Annotated in this window: 15 protein-coding genes; 9 read left to right on the forward strand and 6 right to left on the reverse strand. The window is 73.1% G+C overall.

Translation table 11 applies throughout. The features are described 5' to 3' along the window. The first annotated feature begins 92 nt into the window (after positions 1–92). Positions 93–938: a response regulator transcription factor gene (locus IA22_RS0122625; RefSeq protein ID WP_030124659.1), complete on the forward strand. Its 846-nt coding sequence runs from the start codon at positions 93–95 to the stop codon at positions 936–938. A gap of 35 nt (positions 939–973) precedes the next feature. On the opposite strand, the gene IA22_RS0122630 is transcribed toward IA22_RS0122625, so the two are convergent. Then, entirely contained in the window at positions 974–2,092 is a 1,119-nt protein-coding gene (locus tag IA22_RS0122630; RefSeq protein ID WP_030124660.1) for a winged helix DNA-binding domain-containing protein, read from the reverse strand. A 105-nt stretch (positions 2,093–2,197) separates the two neighbouring features. On the opposite strand from IA22_RS0122630, the gene IA22_RS0122640 reads away from it, so the two are divergent. Then, entirely contained in the window at positions 2,198–3,064 is an 867-nt protein-coding gene (locus tag IA22_RS0122640; protein WP_030124661.1) for a DMT family transporter, read from the forward strand. Between the two features lie 4 nt (positions 3,065–3,068). Here IA22_RS0122640 and IA22_RS0122645 read toward each other — a convergent pair whose 3' ends face one another. Together IA22_RS0122645 and IA22_RS0122650 are read right to left on the reverse strand one after the other, a co-directional pair. Continuing rightward, positions 3,069–4,094, reverse strand: a complete 1,026-nt coding sequence (locus IA22_RS0122645; RefSeq protein ID WP_014153204.1) for a glutathione S-transferase family protein — start codon at positions 4,092–4,094, stop codon at positions 3,069–3,071. Next, complete coding sequence (locus IA22_RS0122650) at positions 4,091–5,587, reverse strand: MFS transporter (RefSeq protein WP_014153205.1); 1,497 nt, start codon at positions 5,585–5,587, stop codon at positions 4,091–4,093. Before IA22_RS0122650 ends, IA22_RS0122645 begins: the two co-directional genes overlap by 4 nt. 129 nt (positions 5,588–5,716) lie before the next feature. Between IA22_RS0122650 and IA22_RS0122655 the strand changes: the two genes are divergently transcribed. The 3 genes from IA22_RS0122655 to IA22_RS0122665 all read left to right on the forward strand — a co-directional run bounded on the left by IA22_RS0122655 (position 5,717) and on the right by IA22_RS0122665 (position 10,750). After that, a complete protein-coding gene (locus tag IA22_RS0122655; protein ID WP_014153206.1) occupies positions 5,717–6,121 on the forward strand; it encodes a VOC family protein in 405 nt (134 codons plus the stop codon). A gap of 318 nt (positions 6,122–6,439) precedes the next feature. After that, the gene (locus IA22_RS0122660; protein WP_030124662.1) at positions 6,440–8,854 is read left to right on the forward strand and encodes an endonuclease/exonuclease/phosphatase family protein; all 2,415 of its coding nucleotides are present in this window, start codon (positions 6,440–6,442) and stop codon (positions 8,852–8,854) included. Between the two features lie 81 nt (positions 8,855–8,935). Beyond that, positions 8,936–10,750: a glycoside hydrolase family 127 protein gene (locus tag IA22_RS0122665; RefSeq protein WP_030124663.1), complete on the forward strand. Its 1,815-nt coding sequence runs from the start codon at positions 8,936–8,938 to the stop codon at positions 10,748–10,750. On the opposite strand, the gene IA22_RS0122670 is transcribed toward IA22_RS0122665, so the two are convergent. From IA22_RS0122670 to IA22_RS0122680, 3 genes are read right to left on the reverse strand one after another with little or no spacing between them, the layout of a single operon-like run. Next, positions 10,677–11,717 (reverse strand): alpha/beta fold hydrolase, encoded by a 1,041-nt coding sequence (locus tag IA22_RS0122670; protein ID WP_030124664.1) that lies wholly within the window; start codon positions 11,715–11,717, stop codon positions 10,677–10,679. The genes IA22_RS0122665 and IA22_RS0122670 overlap by 74 nt on opposite strands. Positions 11,718–11,735: 18 nt before the next feature. Beyond that, positions 11,736–13,010, reverse strand: coding sequence for a beta-ketoacyl-[acyl-carrier-protein] synthase family protein (locus IA22_RS0122675; RefSeq protein ID WP_038272851.1), 1,275 nt, complete (start codon positions 13,008–13,010; stop codon positions 11,736–11,738). After that, a complete protein-coding gene (locus tag IA22_RS0122680; RefSeq protein WP_014153210.1) occupies positions 13,007–13,240 on the reverse strand; it encodes an acyl carrier protein in 234 nt (77 codons plus the stop codon). The genes IA22_RS0122675 and IA22_RS0122680 overlap by 4 nt, the downstream gene beginning before the upstream one ends. A gap of 249 nt (positions 13,241–13,489) precedes the next feature. Here IA22_RS0122680 and IA22_RS0122685 point away from each other — a divergent pair, with 249 nt between their 5' ends. The 4 genes from IA22_RS0122685 to IA22_RS37175 all read left to right on the forward strand — a co-directional run bounded on the left by IA22_RS0122685 (position 13,490) and on the right by IA22_RS37175 (position 16,919). Then, positions 13,490–13,933, forward strand: a complete 444-nt coding sequence (locus IA22_RS0122685; protein WP_030124666.1) for a nitroreductase family deazaflavin-dependent oxidoreductase — start codon at positions 13,490–13,492, stop codon at positions 13,931–13,933. A 144-nt stretch (positions 13,934–14,077) separates the two neighbouring features. Next, positions 14,078–14,809, forward strand: a complete 732-nt coding sequence (locus IA22_RS0122690) for a nitroreductase family protein (protein WP_014153212.1) — start codon at positions 14,078–14,080, stop codon at positions 14,807–14,809. A gap of 214 nt (positions 14,810–15,023) precedes the next feature. Further along, positions 15,024–16,565 (forward strand): peptidoglycan-binding protein, encoded by a 1,542-nt coding sequence (locus IA22_RS0122695; RefSeq protein ID WP_030124667.1) that lies wholly within the window; start codon positions 15,024–15,026, stop codon positions 16,563–16,565. A 189-nt stretch (positions 16,566–16,754) separates the two neighbouring features. Then, positions 16,755–16,919, forward strand: coding sequence for a hypothetical protein (locus IA22_RS37175; protein WP_015579340.1), 165 nt, complete (start codon positions 16,755–16,757; stop codon positions 16,917–16,919). Positions 16,920–17,015: the final 96 nt, after the last annotated feature.

The following is a 17,015-nucleotide window of genomic DNA, read 5'->3' on the forward strand; positions in this document are numbered from 1 at the left end:
CGCGAACCCGTCCTTTAACATCATGTGAACAGTGACCCAGATCTCACCACCCCCGAACGGGGGTGGGCCGACAGGAGCGGGGAGTCATCGGCGTGCCGGAACCGGGCGAGGCCACCGAGCTGCGGACGGCCCTGCTCAGGCTGCGCCGCACGAGCGGGCTGCCGGTCGTCTTCGGCGGGCTGTCGTCCGACGCCCGGCACGCCCCGATCGCCGAGCTGAGCGGGGCGCGGACCTCGGCCCTGCGCGGGCTCGTCATCTCGTCGGGGAGCGGTCTGGGCGGCAAGGCGATCGCCCTGGCGCGGCCGTGCGCGGTCTCGGACTACCCCTCGTCGCGCCACATCAGCCACGAGTACGACACGGCGGTGGCGGCGGAGGGCCTGCGTTCGGTCGTCGCGGTGCCGGTCGTCGTGCGCCGGACCGTGCGCGGTGTGCTGTACGGGGCCCTGCGCGAGCCCCTCACCCTCGGCGACCGTACGTTCGACGTGGCGGCCTCCGCCGCCCGGGACGTGGAACAGGCCCTGGCCGTCCGGGACGAGGTGCAGCGGCTCCTGGCGGCCACCCGGGAGCAGGTCAGTGACCCGGGCGCGGGTCCCGGCACCTGGGAGGACGTCCGCGAGGCGCACCGCGAGCTGCGCGCCCTGGCCCCGCGGATCGTGGATCCGGTGCTGCGCGACGAACTGCTGGCGGTGTGCGGGCGGCTCGCCTCGGCCTCGGGGCCGGAGCGGGGTCCGGCGGCCGGGCGGTCACGGCTGGCGCCCCGCGAGGTGGACGTGGTCGCCTGCGTCGCGTCGGGTGCGACGAACGCCGCGGCGGCCGAACGTCTGGGGCTGCGGCCGGAGACGGTGAAGAGCTATCTGCGCTCGGCGATGCGGAAGCTGGGGGCGCACACGCGGCTGGAGGCGGTGGTGGCGGCACGCCGCGCGGGGCTGCTGCCGTAGGCACGCACGCACCGGCCCGCCGGGGGCGGTGCGGCTCAGTCCTCGAAGTCGACGAACGTGGCGAACCGGACGTCGTACGCGGGCGCCGGTGACATCACCGTCAGCAGCTCCACGGCCTCCCGGGTGATCTCCTCACGGGTGGCCCGGTCGAGCCGGCCCAGGGCCTGGACGGTGACGACCGCGGTGTCCCCGGTCGCGTCGAGCCGCCAGAGCGCGGCCAGGAAGCCGTCGGCGAGGACGGTTCCGTAGGACTGGTTGCCCACACCGTTGCGCCCCTTGAAGGCGGGTGGGATCACCCGGGTCCGGTCGGCGTGCCCGAGCAGCAGGTTGTCGAACTCGGGCAGGAAGCGCGCCGGTGCCGGTGTCCCGGGGTCCGGGCGCGGGGCGTCGGGCAGGTCGAAGAGTTCGACTCCGTGCTCGTCGCGGAAGGTGACGAGACCGGGCCGCAGGCGGTCGAACACCTCGCGCATCCGGGTGAGCCCGGCCCACGTCTGCATGTCCTTCACCGAGGCAGGTCCGAACGCCCGGAGATAGCGCAGCACGGTCGCGTCGGGGGTGGCCGCCGGCTGCGGAGGGCGGTCCAGCCAGTGCTCGGCGGTCGTCAGCGCCACCTGCCCGCTGCGGCCCCAGAGCCCGCGCGGGGTGACCTGGACCAGCGGCAGCCGGCACCGGGCGGCGACGGCGAGTGCGCGGGGGTCCGCGTCGGGCCAGTGGACGAGCAGTTCCTCCCGCAACTCCTTCATGGTGCGAGGCCGTTCCTCGACGAGCTCCCGGGCGAGCGAGGCGAGCCGGTCCAGGTCCACACCCGTGAGCCCGCTCCGGAACATGTGCAGTTCCCTGTCCCGCGCGGGCTGCACCAGGGGGCGCAGGGTGAGGGCGTCCTCGGCGGTGTGGGTGTGGATGGTGGACCGGAGGGTGACGATCCTGACCACCTCGCGCGATTCCATCAGCGCCGAGAGCGCGGCCGGGTCGAAGCCGTCCAGCCGGGAGAAGAGCTGGAAGTACGGAGGCCTGGTGTTCTGGGCCTGCAGGCCGACCAGCCGGCCGACGGCTTCCCGCACCGGGACGGCGGCCCGGCGCAGCAGCAACTGCCGCTCCAGTGTGGCCCTGTTGAGCGCACGGGTGGAGAGCACGGGAGTGTTCGTGGCGGCCATGGTCCGCAGCGTACGCGGGCTCCCGCGGCACGGTGGCGCTACCGGCGACACCCCCACGGTCCGCGGCACCGCGGACGGGAAGGGTCCGGCCCCCATGATGGGGCGGTGATCAGTGTCCTGTTCGCCGTCCTGACCGCTCTCAGCAACGGCACCGCCTCGGTGCTGCAGCGCCGTGCCGCCCTGGACGTGCCCGACAGCGCGGCGATGCGCCTGTCGCTGATCGGGCATCTGCTGCGGCAGAAGGTGTGGCTCGCCGGCATCGGTCTCGTGATCGTCGCGGCGGTCTGCCAGGCCGTCGCGCTGGCGACGGGGCCCATCGCCGTGGTCCAGCCGATCTTCGTGATCGAGCTGCCCGCCGCTCTGGTCGTCGCCGGGTTCGTCATGCGGGTCGGGGTGACGCGCCAGGTCTGGTACGGGGTGGCCGCCGTGACGGCGGGTCTGGCCCTCGGCATGGCCGCGGCCGCGCCGGTCGGCGGCAGCGAGGACGTCGAGGGGACGGTCTGGATCCCCGCGCTGGTGGCGACGGGCGCCTTCGAGGCCGCGCTGATCGCCGCGGCGCTCGGCACCAGGGGCAACGCCCGGGCCGCCCTGCTGGGGCTGGCCGCGGCGTGCGGGTACGCGCTGACCGCGGCACTGATGAAGGACGCCATGTCCCGGCTGGACGCCGACGGCGTGGTCGGTCTGATGACGGCGTGGCAGCTCTACGCCACCGCGGCGGCCGGCGTCGGGGCGCTGTTCCTGCTCCAGAACGCGTTGCAGGCCGGTTCGCTGGTGGCGGTGCAGCCGATGCTGACGCTCGGGGACGCGCTGATCAGCATCACCTACGGGGTGACGCTGTTCGGCGAGGAGCTGCGGACCGGGTGGTGGCTGCTGCCCCAGCTGACCGGCGTGGCTCTGGTCACCGTCGGCTGCGTCGTCCTCGCCCGGACACCGCTGGCGACGGCCCAGCCTGCGCCGTCACGGGTGAGGTGACCTCTCAGGGGCGCCCGCGCGCCGGGACCTCCTCGCCCGGCGGCACCGGGCCGGGCGGCGTGCCGTCGCCGAACGGCCGGCCGCCCAGCTGCTCCCGGTGGTGCGGGGTGAGCCACCCCGCCAGGTCCGGGCCGAGCGGCACGATGCCGGTCGGGTTGATACCGGTGTGCACCTGGTAGTAGTGCCGCTTGATGTGGTCGAAGTCGACGGTGTCGCCGAAGCCGGGGGTCTGGTACAGGTCCCGGACGTACGCCCACAGGACGCGGTCCTCGGCGAGTTTCGAACGGTTGCACTTGAAGTGGCCGTGGTAGACGGCGTCGAAGCGGACCAGCGTGGTGAACAGCCGGATGTCGGCCTCGGTGATCGTGTCCCCGACCAGGTAGCGCTGCCCGGCCAGACGCTCGGAGAGCAGGTCGAGGCGGCGGAAGACATCGACGTAGGCGGCCTCGTACTCGCCCTGCCCGGCGGCGAAACCCGCCCGGTAGACCCCGTTGTTGACGTCCTTGTAGACGCCTTCCATCACGCTGTCGATCTCGTCGCGCAGCCGCTCCGGATACAGGTCGGGGGCACCGGGGCGGTGCAGCCCGGTCCATTCGGTGGCCAGGTCCAGCGTGATCTGCTGGTAGTCGTTGGTGACCAGGGACCGGGTCGGTACGTCGACGATCGCGGGCACACTGACCCCGCCGGGGTAGCCGTGTTCCCGTGCCTCGTAGGCCTCGCTCAGGTAGCCGATCCCGAGCACCGGGTCCTTGCCGTCCTCGTCGAGGGTGAAGCGCCAGCTGCGGTCGTCCTGGAGGGGATCCGCGACGGCCAGGGAGAGGGACGGCTCCAGTCCGAGCAGCCGTCGGGAGACCAGGGCCCTGCTCGCCCAGGGGCAGGCCCGGCTGACGACCAGGCGGTAGCGCCCGGCCTCGACGGGCCAGCCGTCGCGGCCGTCGGCGGTGATGCGGTCGGCGAAGTGGCTGCGGGAGCGCTTGAAGGGCTTGCGGCCGTACGAGCGGTTCCCGTCCTGGTCCCCGGTGTCGCTCATGGTGTCCTCCTGAGGGCTTCGGTGGCTTCGGACGTCTCAGGACGTCTCCTTCCCCGTCTGCCCGCCGCGACGTCCGCGAGAGCCACGATCAGCCCCGCGAGGACGAACGCGACGGAGACGAGGAGCCCGTGGTCGTAGGCCGCCGCCCAGTCACCGGGCCCCAGCCGGGCGAAGAAGACGGAGCCGACGGCGGCGATCCCGATGGACGAGCCGACACGCTGGCTGGTCTGGAGGGTGCCCCCCGCGCTGCCCGCGTTGTCGACCGGTACCTCGGAGAGGGTGAGGGTCTGGTTCGGCGCGATGACGAGCCCGCTGCCCAGGCCGGCGAGCAGCAGGGGAGCCGCCATCGCGAGCCCCGCGCCCCTGCCCGGCACCAGGTGCGCGGCCAGTGCGGTGAGTCCGAGTCCGACGGCCACCATGGTGAGCCCCACGACGATGAGGGGCCGCCCGAAGCGGCCGACGAGCCGGCCGCCGATGGTCGCCGACGCGCCCGCACCCAGGGCGAACGGGGTGATCGCGAGACCGGCCTCCAGGGCGCTGTAGTGCAGACCGGCTTGGAGGTAGAGCGTGCTGATGAAGAAGATCGAGGTGAAGCCGGCGAAGTACAGCAGGATCATCAGACAGCCCAGCCAGAAGGACCTGAGCCGGAAGAGTGACAGGTTCAGCACCGGCTGGACGTTCCTCCGCGCGCAGCGGGACTCCCAGGCGACGAACGCGGCGAGCAGGACCGCGGCCACCACCAGGAGCAGCCACTTCCCATCGCCCGGCCACTGCTGGGCCTGGACGAACGGCAGCAGCAGCGCAAGGACCCCGGCCCCGAGCAGCAGGACGCCCACGGGGTCCAGGTCGCGGGGGCGCACCCGAGTCGCCGACGGTGTGTCGGGGAGCAGCCGCCGGGCGAGCAGGAGGCAGACGACGCCGATCGGCAGGTTGACGTAGAACACCCAGCGCCAGCCTTCCTCCGCCCCGGCCACCTGGATCAGGACTCCGCCCAGGAGCGGGCCGACGGCGGTGGAGATGCCGACCACGGTGCCGAACATGCCGAAGGCCCGGCCGCGCTCCCGTCCGGAGAACATCTGCTGGATCAGCGCGGAGATCTGGGGCGAGAGCAGTCCGCCCGCCGCCCCCTGGAGGAGCCGGGCGACGACCAGCCAGAGGCTCGACTGGGCGGCACCGCAGGCCGCGGAGGCCAGGGTGAAGAGGACGAGGCCCGCCATGAACACCGCGCGCCGGCCCCGTGCGTCACCCAGGCGCCCGCCGGGGATCAGGACGAGACCGAAGGCGAGCGCGTAGCCGGACAGCACCCACTGGAGGTCCGACTCCGGGGTGTCGAGGCCCTCCTTGATGGACGGCAGCGCCACATTGACGATGGAGACGTCCAGCAGCGTCATGAAGCCCGCCACCAGGCAGACGCCGAGTGCACGCCAGCGACGGGGGTCGGAGGGGCCGGTGCCGGGCGCGCCCGTGGCCTGGTGCTCCGTGCTCTCTGCCATGCTCCGCACCCTAGTTCGCGTCCGTCCGGTCCTCCTCCCGGGCGCGCCGTGCGCCGGGCGGCGCGCCCTCGTCGGAGGCGGACGGCGTCGTTCCGGCGTGCCGTGTCCCATCGGGGGTAACGGTGGGACATGACTGTCGGGAAAACGAGCGTTCTGGTCCTGGACTGTGCCGAGCCTCTCGAGCTCGCGGACTTCTATGCGAACCTCCTCGACGCGGAGACCCGGATCGGCAGCGATCCGGACTTCGTCGAGATCGTCGGGAACACCGGTGTGCACCTGGCCGTCCGCCGCGACCACGGCTACGCACCACCGAGCTGGCCGCGCCCGGAGGACTCCCTCCAGGCGCATCTGCGCATACTGGTGGGCCCCGAGGACATGGACGAGGCCGAGCGCGAGGCGATAGGCCTCGGCGCCCGGCCCGTGGACACGGGGGACAGCAACGGCGGTGTGCGCGACGTCCGGGTGTACAACGACCCGGCCGGGCACACGTTCTCGCTGGCGGTGTATCCGGCTCCGCCGTCGTCGGCCCCGTAGCACGGCCCCCCGGCCTACGGGCCGGCGTGCGGGGCCCCTCCGGCGGTCGGCAACGGCGTGCCGTGGAACGAGGTGGGCGCCGCCTGCCGCGAGTACGCGTGCGAGCGGGAGCCGCTCCGTGGTTCCTGGGGCCTCGCCGAACCGGCCGGCCGGCGAGGAAGGCCCCGGTCCGCGGTGGAGTGCGGCGGGCCGGCGCCGGGGCCGAACTACGGCGCGAAAGCGGGGTAATGACGCCCGGAATTAACCTCCGGTCTCTTGCCACGACTGGTCTACGCGCATAGTTTTTGGCCTCTCACTACACATTTGGGGGCAGTTCCCGTGCACATAGCCAGACCCGGCTCCGCCCTGCTGGCCACCGCCGTCGCCGTGACCCTCTCGGTGACCGCGCTGCCCGCCGCCTTCGCGGCACCGTCCTCGTCGGCCGTCATCTCCGAGGTGTACGGCGGCGGCGGCAACTCCGGTGCGACGCTCACCCGTGACTACATCGAGCTGGCCAACGCCGGCGGGAGCGCCTTCGGCCTGTCCGGTTTCAGCGTCCAGTACCTGCCGGGCACGCCTTCCGCCGGATCGCTGTGGCAGGTCTCCGAGCTGTCCGGCTCCGTCGCGCCGGGCGGCCGCTACCTCGTCGCCCAGGCCGCGGGCAGCGGCGGCACGGTGGCGCTTCCGGCCGCCGACGCGACCGGCACGGTCGCGATGTCCGCGTCGAGCGGCACCGTCGCGCTCGTCTCCGGCACCACGCCGCTGAGCTGCAGGACCGCCGCGGACTGCGCCGCCGACAGCCGGATCGTGGACCTCGTCGGCTACGGCTCCGCGGTCGTGCGCGAGGGCAGCGGTCCCGTCACGGGCGCCTCCGCCACCGCCTCCGTGGCGCGCGGGGCGACGCTCGCGGACACCGACGACAACGCCGCCGACCTGGCCTCGGGCGCCCCGACCCCCGTCAACTCCGCCGGTCAGACCTCCGGCGGGTCCGGACCGGGCGAGCCCGGCGGGCCGACGGAGCCCGGCACGGTGCGCGTGCACGACATCCAGGGCACGACCCGTCTCTCCCCGCTCGCCGGACAGCAGGTCACCGGGGTCCCGGGCGTCGTCACCGGCGTGCGCACCTCCGGTTCGCGCGGCTTCTGGATCCAGGACACCGCGCCGGACTCCGACCCCCGCACCAGCGAGGGCGTGTTCGTCTACACCGGTTCCGCCGCACCCACGGTCGCCGTCGGCGACTCGGTGCTGGTCAGCGGCAAGGTCGCCGAGTACTACCCGGCCACCGGTGCCCAGTCGCTCACCCAGATCACCGCCCCGCTGACCACGGTCCTGTCGTCGGGCAACGCCCTGCCGCCGGCCGTCGTCCTCGACGCCTCCTCGGTGCCCGACGCCTATGTCCCGACGGCGGGCGGCGGTTCGATCGAGGCCCTGGCCCTCGACCCGTCGGCGTACGCCCTCGATCTGTACGAGTCCCTCGAGGGCACCCGCGTCACGATGGCCGACACCCGGGTGACGGGCGCCACGACCGCGTACGACGAGGTCTGGGTGACGGTGAAACCGCGGGAGAACCCGACCCGGCGCGGCGGCACCCTGTACGCCTCCTACGAGGACCAGAACACCGGCCGCCTCAAGGTGATGTCGCTGGACGCCTCGCAGCCGGTCCCGGACGCGAACGTCGGCGACGTGCTGTCCGGCCCCACCACCGGCATCGTCGACTACGCCTCGTACGGCGGCTACAACGTGCAGGCCACCGAGCTCGGCACGCTGAAGGACAACGGCCTGAAGCGCGAGGTCACGCGGAAGCAGAAGCGCAAGGAACTCGCCGTCGCCACCTACAACGTCGAGAACCTCGACGCGAAGGACGAGCAGGCCAAGTTCGACACGCTCGCCCACGGCGTGGCCGTCAGCCTATCGTCCGCGGACGTCGTGTCCCTGGAGGAGATCCAGGACGACAACGGTGCGGTGAACGACGGCACCGTGGGTTCCGAGGCGACCCTGAAGCGCTTCACCGACGCGATCGTCGCGGCGGGCGGCCCCCGCTACGCCTGGCGCTACGTGGCCCCCGAGGACGGCCGGGACGGCGGCGAGCCCGGTGGCAACATCCGTAACGTCTTCCTCTTCAACCCCGACCGGGTGGACTTCGTGGACCGCCCGGGCGGTGACGCGACGACCGCCGTGCAGGCGGTGAAGACGAAGAAGGGCGCCACGCTCTCCGTGTCGCCCGGCCGGATCAACCCCACGAGCACGGCCTGGGACAGCAGCCGCAAGCCGCTGGTGGGCGAGTTCCGCTTCCGTGGCGAGTCGGTCTTCGTCATCGCCAACCACTTCGCGTCCAAGGGCGGCGACCAGTCCCTGCACGGCCGCTACCAGGAGCCGGCGCGCAGTTCGGAGACACAGCGGGTCCGGCAGGCGGCGGAAGTGAACACCTTCGTCACCTCGCTGCTGAAGGCGGACAAGTCGGCCCGGATCGTCACGCTCGGCGACCTGAACGACTTCGCCTTCTCCCCCACCGTGAAGACGCTGACCGCGGGCAAGGTCCTCCGGCCGCTGATCACCACGCTGCCCGCGGGTGAGCAGTACAGCTACGTCTACGACGGCAACTCGCAGACGCTGGACCACATCCTGACCAGCCCCGCCGTCAGCCGCTTCGACTACGACGTGGTGCACATCAACGCCGAGTTCGCCGACCAGGCGAGCGACCACGACCCGCAGATCGTGCGCATCGACGTGAAGGGCAAGGGCCACCGGCACTGACCCGCCCGGGTGGCGGCCCCGGCCGGGGCCGCCACCCGGACCCGCGTCCGTTCGACCGGCCGTATCGCTACCCTCCCCCGCATGACTGCCGAGGCCGCTCCACCGGCCGGAACCTCCGGCCCCACGGGGCCGGTACGCCCGTCCCCCTCCGCACGGACCGCGCTGCGCCCCGTCGGCCGCGCCCGGATCACCGGTGGCTTCTGGGCCGCCAGACGCCGCACCAACGCCGACGTCAGCATCCCGCAGGGACCCCGCAGGCTCGAGGACGCCGGGAACCTCGGCAATCTGCGGGCGGCGGCCGACGGCACGGACGACTTCGCCGGCGACTTCCCCTTCCAGGACTCCGATGTCCACAAGTGGCTCGAAGCGGCGTCCTGGCAGCTCGCCGGGACACCCGGTGGCGAACGGCTCCGCGCGGACACCGAGGCGCTGATCGCCCTGCTCGCCGCCGCCCAGGACGACGACGGCTATCTGCAGACGTACTACCAGGTCGCCCGGCCCGGCCGCCGGTGGAAGGAACTCGACTGGGGACACGAGCTCTACTGCGCCGGGCATCTCGTGCAGGCCGCTGTGGCTCATCACCGTGCCACCGGCGGCACCGGACTCCTGGACGTGGCCCGGCGCTTCGCCGCTCACATCGACACGGTGTTCGGCCCCGGCGGGTCCGTCGACGGGGTCTGCGGCCACCCGGAGATCGAGACCGCGCTGGTCGAGCTGTACCGGGAGACGGGGGAAAGGCGCTGGCTGGACCTGGCCTCCCGCTTCGTCGACCGGCGGGGCCACGGCCTGCTGGGCGACGGCGAGAAGAACTTCCCCGGTGCCGGCTACTGGCAGGACCACGTCCCCGTGCGGGACGCGCGGACGGTCACCGGGCACGCGGTGCGTCAGCTGTACCTGCTGGCCGGGGTCACCGATCTCGCCGCCGAGACCGGGGACGCCGCGCTGCGGGAGACGGCCGTGCGGCTCTGGGACGCCATGACGGAGTCGAAGACGTCGCTCACCGGCGGCCTGGGCTCCCGGCACGAACTGGAGTCCTTCGGCGACCCGTACGAACTCCCGCCGGACCGGGCGTACAACGAGACCTGCGCGGCGATCGCCTCCGTGCAGTGGAGCTGGCGCCTGGCCCTGCTCACCGGCGAGGCCCGCTACTCCGACCTGGTCGAGCGCACCCTGTTCAACGGCTTCGCCGCCGGGTGCGGCCTGGACGGCGACAGCTGGCTGTACGTCAACCCGCTCCAGGTGCGCGAGGACTACGAAGGACACCGCGACGACCAGTCGGCGCGGCGCACCCCGTGGTTCCGCTGCGCCTGCTGCCCGCCGAACGCCATGCGGCTGCTGGCCTCGCTGCCCCACTACATGGCCTCCGAGGACGACGACGGCGTGCAGCTGCACCAGTACGCGACCGGTGTCTACGGTCGGGTGTCCGTCGAGACCGACTACCCGTGGGACGGCCGGATCGCGGTGACCGCCGGGGAGGCCGGCGACTGGACGCTGTCGCTCCGGGTCCCCGCGTGGGCGTCGGACGCCACGCTCGACGGAGAACCGGTCGGGACGGGGTGGCTGCGGGTCCGCCGCCGGTGGCAGCGGGGCGAGCGGGTCGTCCTGGATCTGCGGCTGCGGCCCCGGCTCACCCGGCCCGACCCCCGCGTCGACGCCGTACGCGGCTGTGCCGCCGTCGAGTTCGGCCCGCTCGTCCACTGCCTGGAGTCGGCGGACCAGCCCCGCAGGCTGGACGAGGTGCTGCTCGACGCGAGCACCGCTCTCGAAGCGGAGCACCGCCCCTGGCTGCTCGGCGGCGTCACGGTCGTGCGAGCGGGCGACCTCACAGCGGTGCCGTACGCGGTGTGGGCGAACCGGGGGGCGGGGGCGATGCGGGTGTGGATTCCTCTGGAGTGACCTCCGCGCCCCGCGAGAGCTGCGGCCCGGGAACGCGGCACATGCCCGGCGCGGGCCGGGCGGGCTGCTCGGCCCGGGTGCCCTGCGTCTGGTGCGGCAGCCGGGTGACGGGGTCCGGGCCGAGCGGCTGGTCCGTGAAGAAGCGGGTCACCAGGTCGGCGACCTCGTCGGACCGCTCCAGCACGACCCAGTGGTCCGACTCCGGAAGCGTGAGGAAGCGGCTCCCCTCGATCGTCCCGGCGAACTCCCGCTGCAGCTCGGGCGGTGTCACCGTGTCGTGCTCCCCGGCGAACACCAGCGCCGGTACGCCCGAGAGCCCGCCGGAGAAGTCCGGCCGGTCGCCGAGCGCGCGCCGCAGGGACGCGGCTGCGTGCTCCGAGTGGGCGAGCGCGTGCAGGAAGGAGCGCCGCACGTAGCGCCGCGCCAGTTCCCTGCGGTGCACGTGCCGTTCCGGGTCCAGGCACATCAGCCCGTCGGCCGCCTGCGACGCGAAGCCCTCGGCGTCGCCCCGCTCCAGGGCCTGGGTCGCCCGGAGCCAGTAGGCGCGCTGGTCCTCACCGATGTGGGTGGGGACACCCCCGAGGACGAGCCGGGCGACGCGCCGCGGGTCGTGGCGCGCGCAGCCGAAGGCGATGGCCGCGCCGTAGGAGAAGCCGAAGAGATTGATCCGGGAGGCACCGAGGTCGTCGATGATCCCGGTGACCGCCGCGCGCAGGACCGGGGCGCTGGGGCCGGGCGGCAGGGGGTCCGCCGAGCCCATGCCGGGAAGATCGGCGGTCACCACGTCGGCCACCGGGCCCAGGTGGTCGTCCATCTGGGGCCAGCCGAACATGCCTTGCAGCGCGCCGCCGATGACGAGTACCGGTTCGGTGGTGCGGGTCCCGCCGGCGGCCGGGTCGCGGGGCAGCAGGCGGTAGCCGTACCGCAGTCCGTCCACGGTCAGCGAGCGGATGATCTCCTCGGGCACGGTGCTCCTCGCTTCCCGTCAGGCCCTGGTGAGCACGAGCGCCGCGTTGTGCCCGCCGAAGCCGAGCGAGGTCTTGACGGCGCAGTCGAACACCGCGCGCCGGGCCTCCTTGCTCACCACGTCGACGGGGATCGCCGGGTCGGGGGCGTCGAGGTTGCCGGTCGGCGGGACCAGCTGGTGCTGGAGTGCCAGGACGGTCAGGGCGGCCTCGATCCCGCCCGCGGCGCCCAGGGTGTGTCCGGTCATGGCCTTCGTCGAGGTGACGAGGGGGTGTTCGCCGAGGACGCGGCGCAGCATCGTCGCCTCGATGAGGTCGTTGGCGACGGTCGACGTGCCGTGGGCGTTGACATGGCCGATGTCGGTGGGGTCGACGTCCGCGTCGGCCAGGGCGGTGCGCAGCGCGCGCTCGATGCCGAGGCCGTCGGGGTCGGGGGCGACGGCGGAGTGGGCGTCGCTGGAGGCCCCGTAGCCGGCGACCCGGGCGCGGACGGTGGCACCGCGGGCGCGGGCGTGCTCGGGCCGCTCCATGACGAGGAGGCCGGCACCCTCGCCCACCACGAACCCGTCGCGGTGCGTGTCGAAGGGGCGGCAGGCGGCCAGGGGGTCGTCACGGCGGGTGGAGACGGCCCGCATCTGACAGGCGCTGGCGATCAGCAGCCGGGAGCGAACCGATTCGGCTCCGCCCGCCACGACGATGTCACAGGCTCCGGCGCGGAGCATCTGGTGGGCCGTGCCGATGGCCACGGTCCCCGACGAGCAGGCGGTGGACACGGCTTGGCTCGGCCCGTGCACGCCGAGGTCCATGGCGACGCTGCTGGCGGCCCCGTTGACGACGCTCAGCGGGGCGAGTTTCGGGGAAACGCGCCGTGCGCCGCGCTCGGTGAGGGTGGTGTGCTGCTCGTCGTAGAAGGGCAGTCCGCCGTGGGCCGAGCCGATGACGACGGCGACGCGTCCGCTGTCCCAGACCGAGGGGTCGAGTCCGGCGTCCGCGACCGCTTCACGGGCCGCGATCACGGCCAGTTGCGAGAAGCGGTCCATCAGGCGCTGCGCGGCGATGCCGAGGGCGGCCTTCGTGTCCAGGCCGTCGACGGTGTACATGAAGTCGCAGGGCAGACCGTCGAGTTCCGGCAGATGCGGTACGGAGGGGGCTACCCCCGTGTCGCACACCCCCCGCCAGGCGTCGTCGGTCCCGACACCGGCGGCGGTGACCAGGCCGACGCCGGTGACCGCGGCGCTGAACGGCTCGACGCCCGGCCGCACGGACCTGCGGGCGAACGGCCCCGGGGCCGTCACGCTCCGGCCTTGCTGTGCACGGCCGCGACCAGATGGGCGACCGTGTCGCGCGACGACAGGACGACGTCCTCCAGATCGATGTCCATCCGGTCCTCGATGAGGAGCCGGAGCTCCTCCAGGGCGAGCGAGTCCAGCCGCAGCTGTCGGAGCGGCACCTCGGGCCGGATGGCCGCCGGGTCGGTTCCGAACCTGGTGACGAGCAAGGCGCTGATCTCTTCCGAGGTGCTCATGGGGACGCTCCTCCGCTCTCGGTACGCGGTGACGCCGGCCGCGTGGGGGGTGAGATGGCCATCGGGGACGCCGGCTGCTCGGGAGGGACCCTTTATACGCCTTCCGGGCCGCTGTTCCCGACCCCGTTCCCCCGTGAGGAGGGGGGACGGCCAGGTGTGCGAATCCGCCGCGCCGCGACGGCGGGTGACACCATGGGCGCGGACGTACAGACGTACGGGCACCGGGGTCTGACGGAGGACGGGGAGCTCATGGCGACGGAGCAGCAGGACGGGGCGGTGCGGAACAGCCCGGCCACCTGGGTGGCGGCGCAGGCCGAGTTGTACGAGTCGTCGGGCGGGACGAAGGGCACCACCCAGCTCGGTGTCCCCTGTCTGCTGCTGGACTACGTGGGCCGCCGCAGCGGGATCCGGCGGCGGACCGTGCTGATGTACGGGCGGGACGGCGACGACTACCTGATCGTGGGGTCGAACGGCGGCTCGGACAGCCATCCCCTCTGGTACCTGAACCTCCTGGACGGTCCCGAGGTGGACGTCCGGGTCGGCACGGAGCGTTTCCCCGCGCTCGCCGAGACGCTCCCGCCCGAGGAGAAGGAGCGGGTGTGGCCGCACCTGGTGGAGGTCTTCCCCCGGTACGCGGCATACCGGGCGAAGACCGGCCGCGACATTCCGGTGGTCCGGCTCCGGCGGCGCTGACCTGAGGGGAGGGGGCTCCGACGAGGGCCCCCCTCCCCGCTCGCGGTCCGGGAGGGCGGGGCCGCCCGGCTCCTCGCAGCCGGTGCGGAGCGAAGCGTCAACAGGGGTCCCCGTGACGGTGCTTGAGACGTAAACTCCGCGATCATGACCTTCGAAACGGTGTACTCCGACGCGCCCGCCCTTGACGGGCCCGCCCTCTTCCCGACCATGGCCACCATGCGCGCGATGCGCCGCCTCAGGCCGGACGCCGTCCCGGACGAGACGATCGACCGGCTCGTACAGGCCGCGGTCTGGGGGCCGAGCGGCGGCAACATGCAGGCGTACGAGTACGTCGTCGTCACCGACCGCGCGGTGATGGCGGACCTCGCTCCCCTCTGGAAGCGCTGCGTGGACGCCTATCTCGCGACGACCGGCAAGCACGCGCCGAAGGGCATGGACGACGCCGCGTACGGGCGGATGGTGGCGGCGATCGAGTACCAGCGCGACCACTTCGCGGACACCCCGGCACTGATCATCCCCTGTTACAAGTTCCCGGAGGCGCAGTTCGACGAGGAGGGCCTGGGCGTCTACGCCGCGTCGCTCGGCCCCGCCGGCCTCGAGCACATGTCGAGCACCCAGACGCGGTTCCAGGCACTCGCGGAGGGCTCCTGCGTCTACCCGGGCGTCCAGAACCTGCTGCTCGCCGCACGGGCGCTGGGGCTGGCGGCCAACCTGACCATCTGGCACCTGATGCTGGAGCAGGAGTGGAAGAAGGCACTCGGCATCCCCTCGGACACACACACCTTCGCCGCCATTCCGGTGGGGTGGCCCCAGGGCAACTTCGGCCCCGTCCGGCGCCGTCCGGTGGCCGACGTGATCCACCGGAACCGCTGGTAGCGGCAGCGGCGGGCCGTTACGTCCGCACGGGGTGCGGCCCGCCCGCACGGCACATGTGGGACGGCCAACTCCATTGGAGTGAAGGCGAGTTGGACACGGGCAGACGTCGTTGTCAGGTCCGGGGCGGCTGGATAGCCTGTGCGGGCTCGGACGCCCTCGGCCCACCCCACCGGGTCCGGAGGGCCTCTCCCTCCCCCACAGACCTGGAGCAGGTATGCCCCGACGTCCCGCCGGCCACACCCGAGGCCGCGCCGCCGTTCTGGCCTCGCTGACCGTCACCGCCCTCGTCGCCGGCCGTCCGGCCGCAGCCGCCCCCGCCGACGCGGATTCCATGAACCAGGCCTTCGACCGGGCCGCCGAGGAGTACGGCGTACCGCGCGACCTGCTCGCCGCCGTCGGCTACGGGGAGACCCATCTGAACGGCCACGCCGGGCTTCCCAGCCAGGACAACGGCTACGGCGTGATGCACCTGGTCAGCAACCCCGTCAACCACTCGCTCGAGAAGGCCTCGGCGCTGACGGGCGAGTCCACGGCCGATCTCCGCAAGGACACCGGGACGAACATCCTGGGCGGCGCGGCCGTCCTGCGGGACCACGCCGACACACTGGGCCTGGACACGGCCGACCGGGCGGACATCGACGCCTGGTACCCGGTCGTCGCCCGCTACAGCGGAGCCGAGGGCGCGGTCGCCGCGCTCTACGCGGACACGGTCTACACCTTCCTCGCGGAGGGGCTGCGGGCCACCGTGGCGGGGGGCGAACAGGTCTCGGTCACCTCCCGGCCGGTCTCCCCCGAGAAGGGACCCTTCGCGAAGGCCGACATCACCGCCCAGAGCCCGGACTATCCGCCGGCCCTCTGGGTGGCCGCCAACTCCGCCAACTTCGCGACGGGCCGCACGGCGACGGTGGACAAGGTGGTCATCCACGTCACCCAGGGCTCGTACGCCGGGACCATCAGCTGGTTCCAGAACGCCACCTCGAAGGTCAGCTCCCACTACGTGGTCCGTTCCTCGGACGGCCAGGTCACCCAGATGGTGCGGGACAAGGACACCGCGTACCACGCCAAGAGCGCCAACGCCTCGTCGCTCGGTATCGAGCACGAGGGCTTCATCGACGACCCGACGTGGTTCACCGACCCGATGTACCGCTCGTCGGCGGCACTGACGAAGTACCTGTGCGACCGGTACGGCATCCCCAAGGACCGCTCGCACGTCATCGGGCACAGCGAGGCACCCGGCAACGACCACACCGACCCGGGTGCCAACTGGAACTGGACCTACTACATGCAGCTCGTCAAAGGCGCCACCGGCTCCGCCGACGGACTGAGCTTCGCGTCGTACACGACCCGGAAGAGCGGCTCGACGGGATCCCAGGTGAAGGCCGTCCAGACGCTGCTCAACCAGCAGGGCTACCGAGCGGGCGCCGAGGACGGCGTGTTCGGCACCGCCACCGGGAACGCCGTACGCGCCTTCCAGACCGCGCGTGGTCTCGACGCCGACGGCACGGTCGGCCCGAGGACCTGGACCGCCCTGCTCTCGGCCGGCACCACTCCGGCGCTGGACACCGGCGCCTCGGGCGACGCGGTGAAGCGGCTGCAACGGGCACTGACCGCGGCGCTGGGCAGGACCGTCGCCGCCGACGGGGCCTTCGGCACGAACACGGACAAGGCGGTCCGCGACTACCAGAGCTCGCGGAACCTCGCGGTCGACGGCAGCGTCGGCGCCGGTACCTGGGCCGCCCTGCAGTCCGGGCGCTGACCCCCTCCCCCGCGCACGGCCGGCCGGCCGCCCCGGAGCCGGAGACACGGCACTCCGAGCGGTGCCGGCCGCCCGTGTGCTCCGGAGCGCATCCGGAAGGGGCCGGTGCGCCTTCCCCGGCACCACCCCCAAGGGCGAGTCTGAGTCCCGTCGGCACCCCGCCGACGGGACTCGGAGGGCGGTCGGAACATGGCTCGTACGCAGTCGAGGTGCGGAGCACCCACCCTGAAGGGCACGCGCTGCCGACGGCTGGCGATGAAGGACGCCTCCCGGTGCGACCGGCACCGGGGCGACTGGTCGACGTACACCGTCGCACGGCGCAAGGCACAGGAGAAGGCCGCCCGCCGCGGGTGAGGAACGGAGCCCGGCGGGGACGTGTCCTCGCACGACGCGGTGGTCCCGCACCCCACGCGCGGATGCGGGACCACTGCGACCGGGCCGTTCAGCGGG

Source organism: Kitasatospora papulosa (assembly GCF_000717245.1).
GTDB lineage: Bacteria > Actinomycetota > Actinomycetes > Streptomycetales > Streptomycetaceae > Streptomyces > Streptomyces papulosus.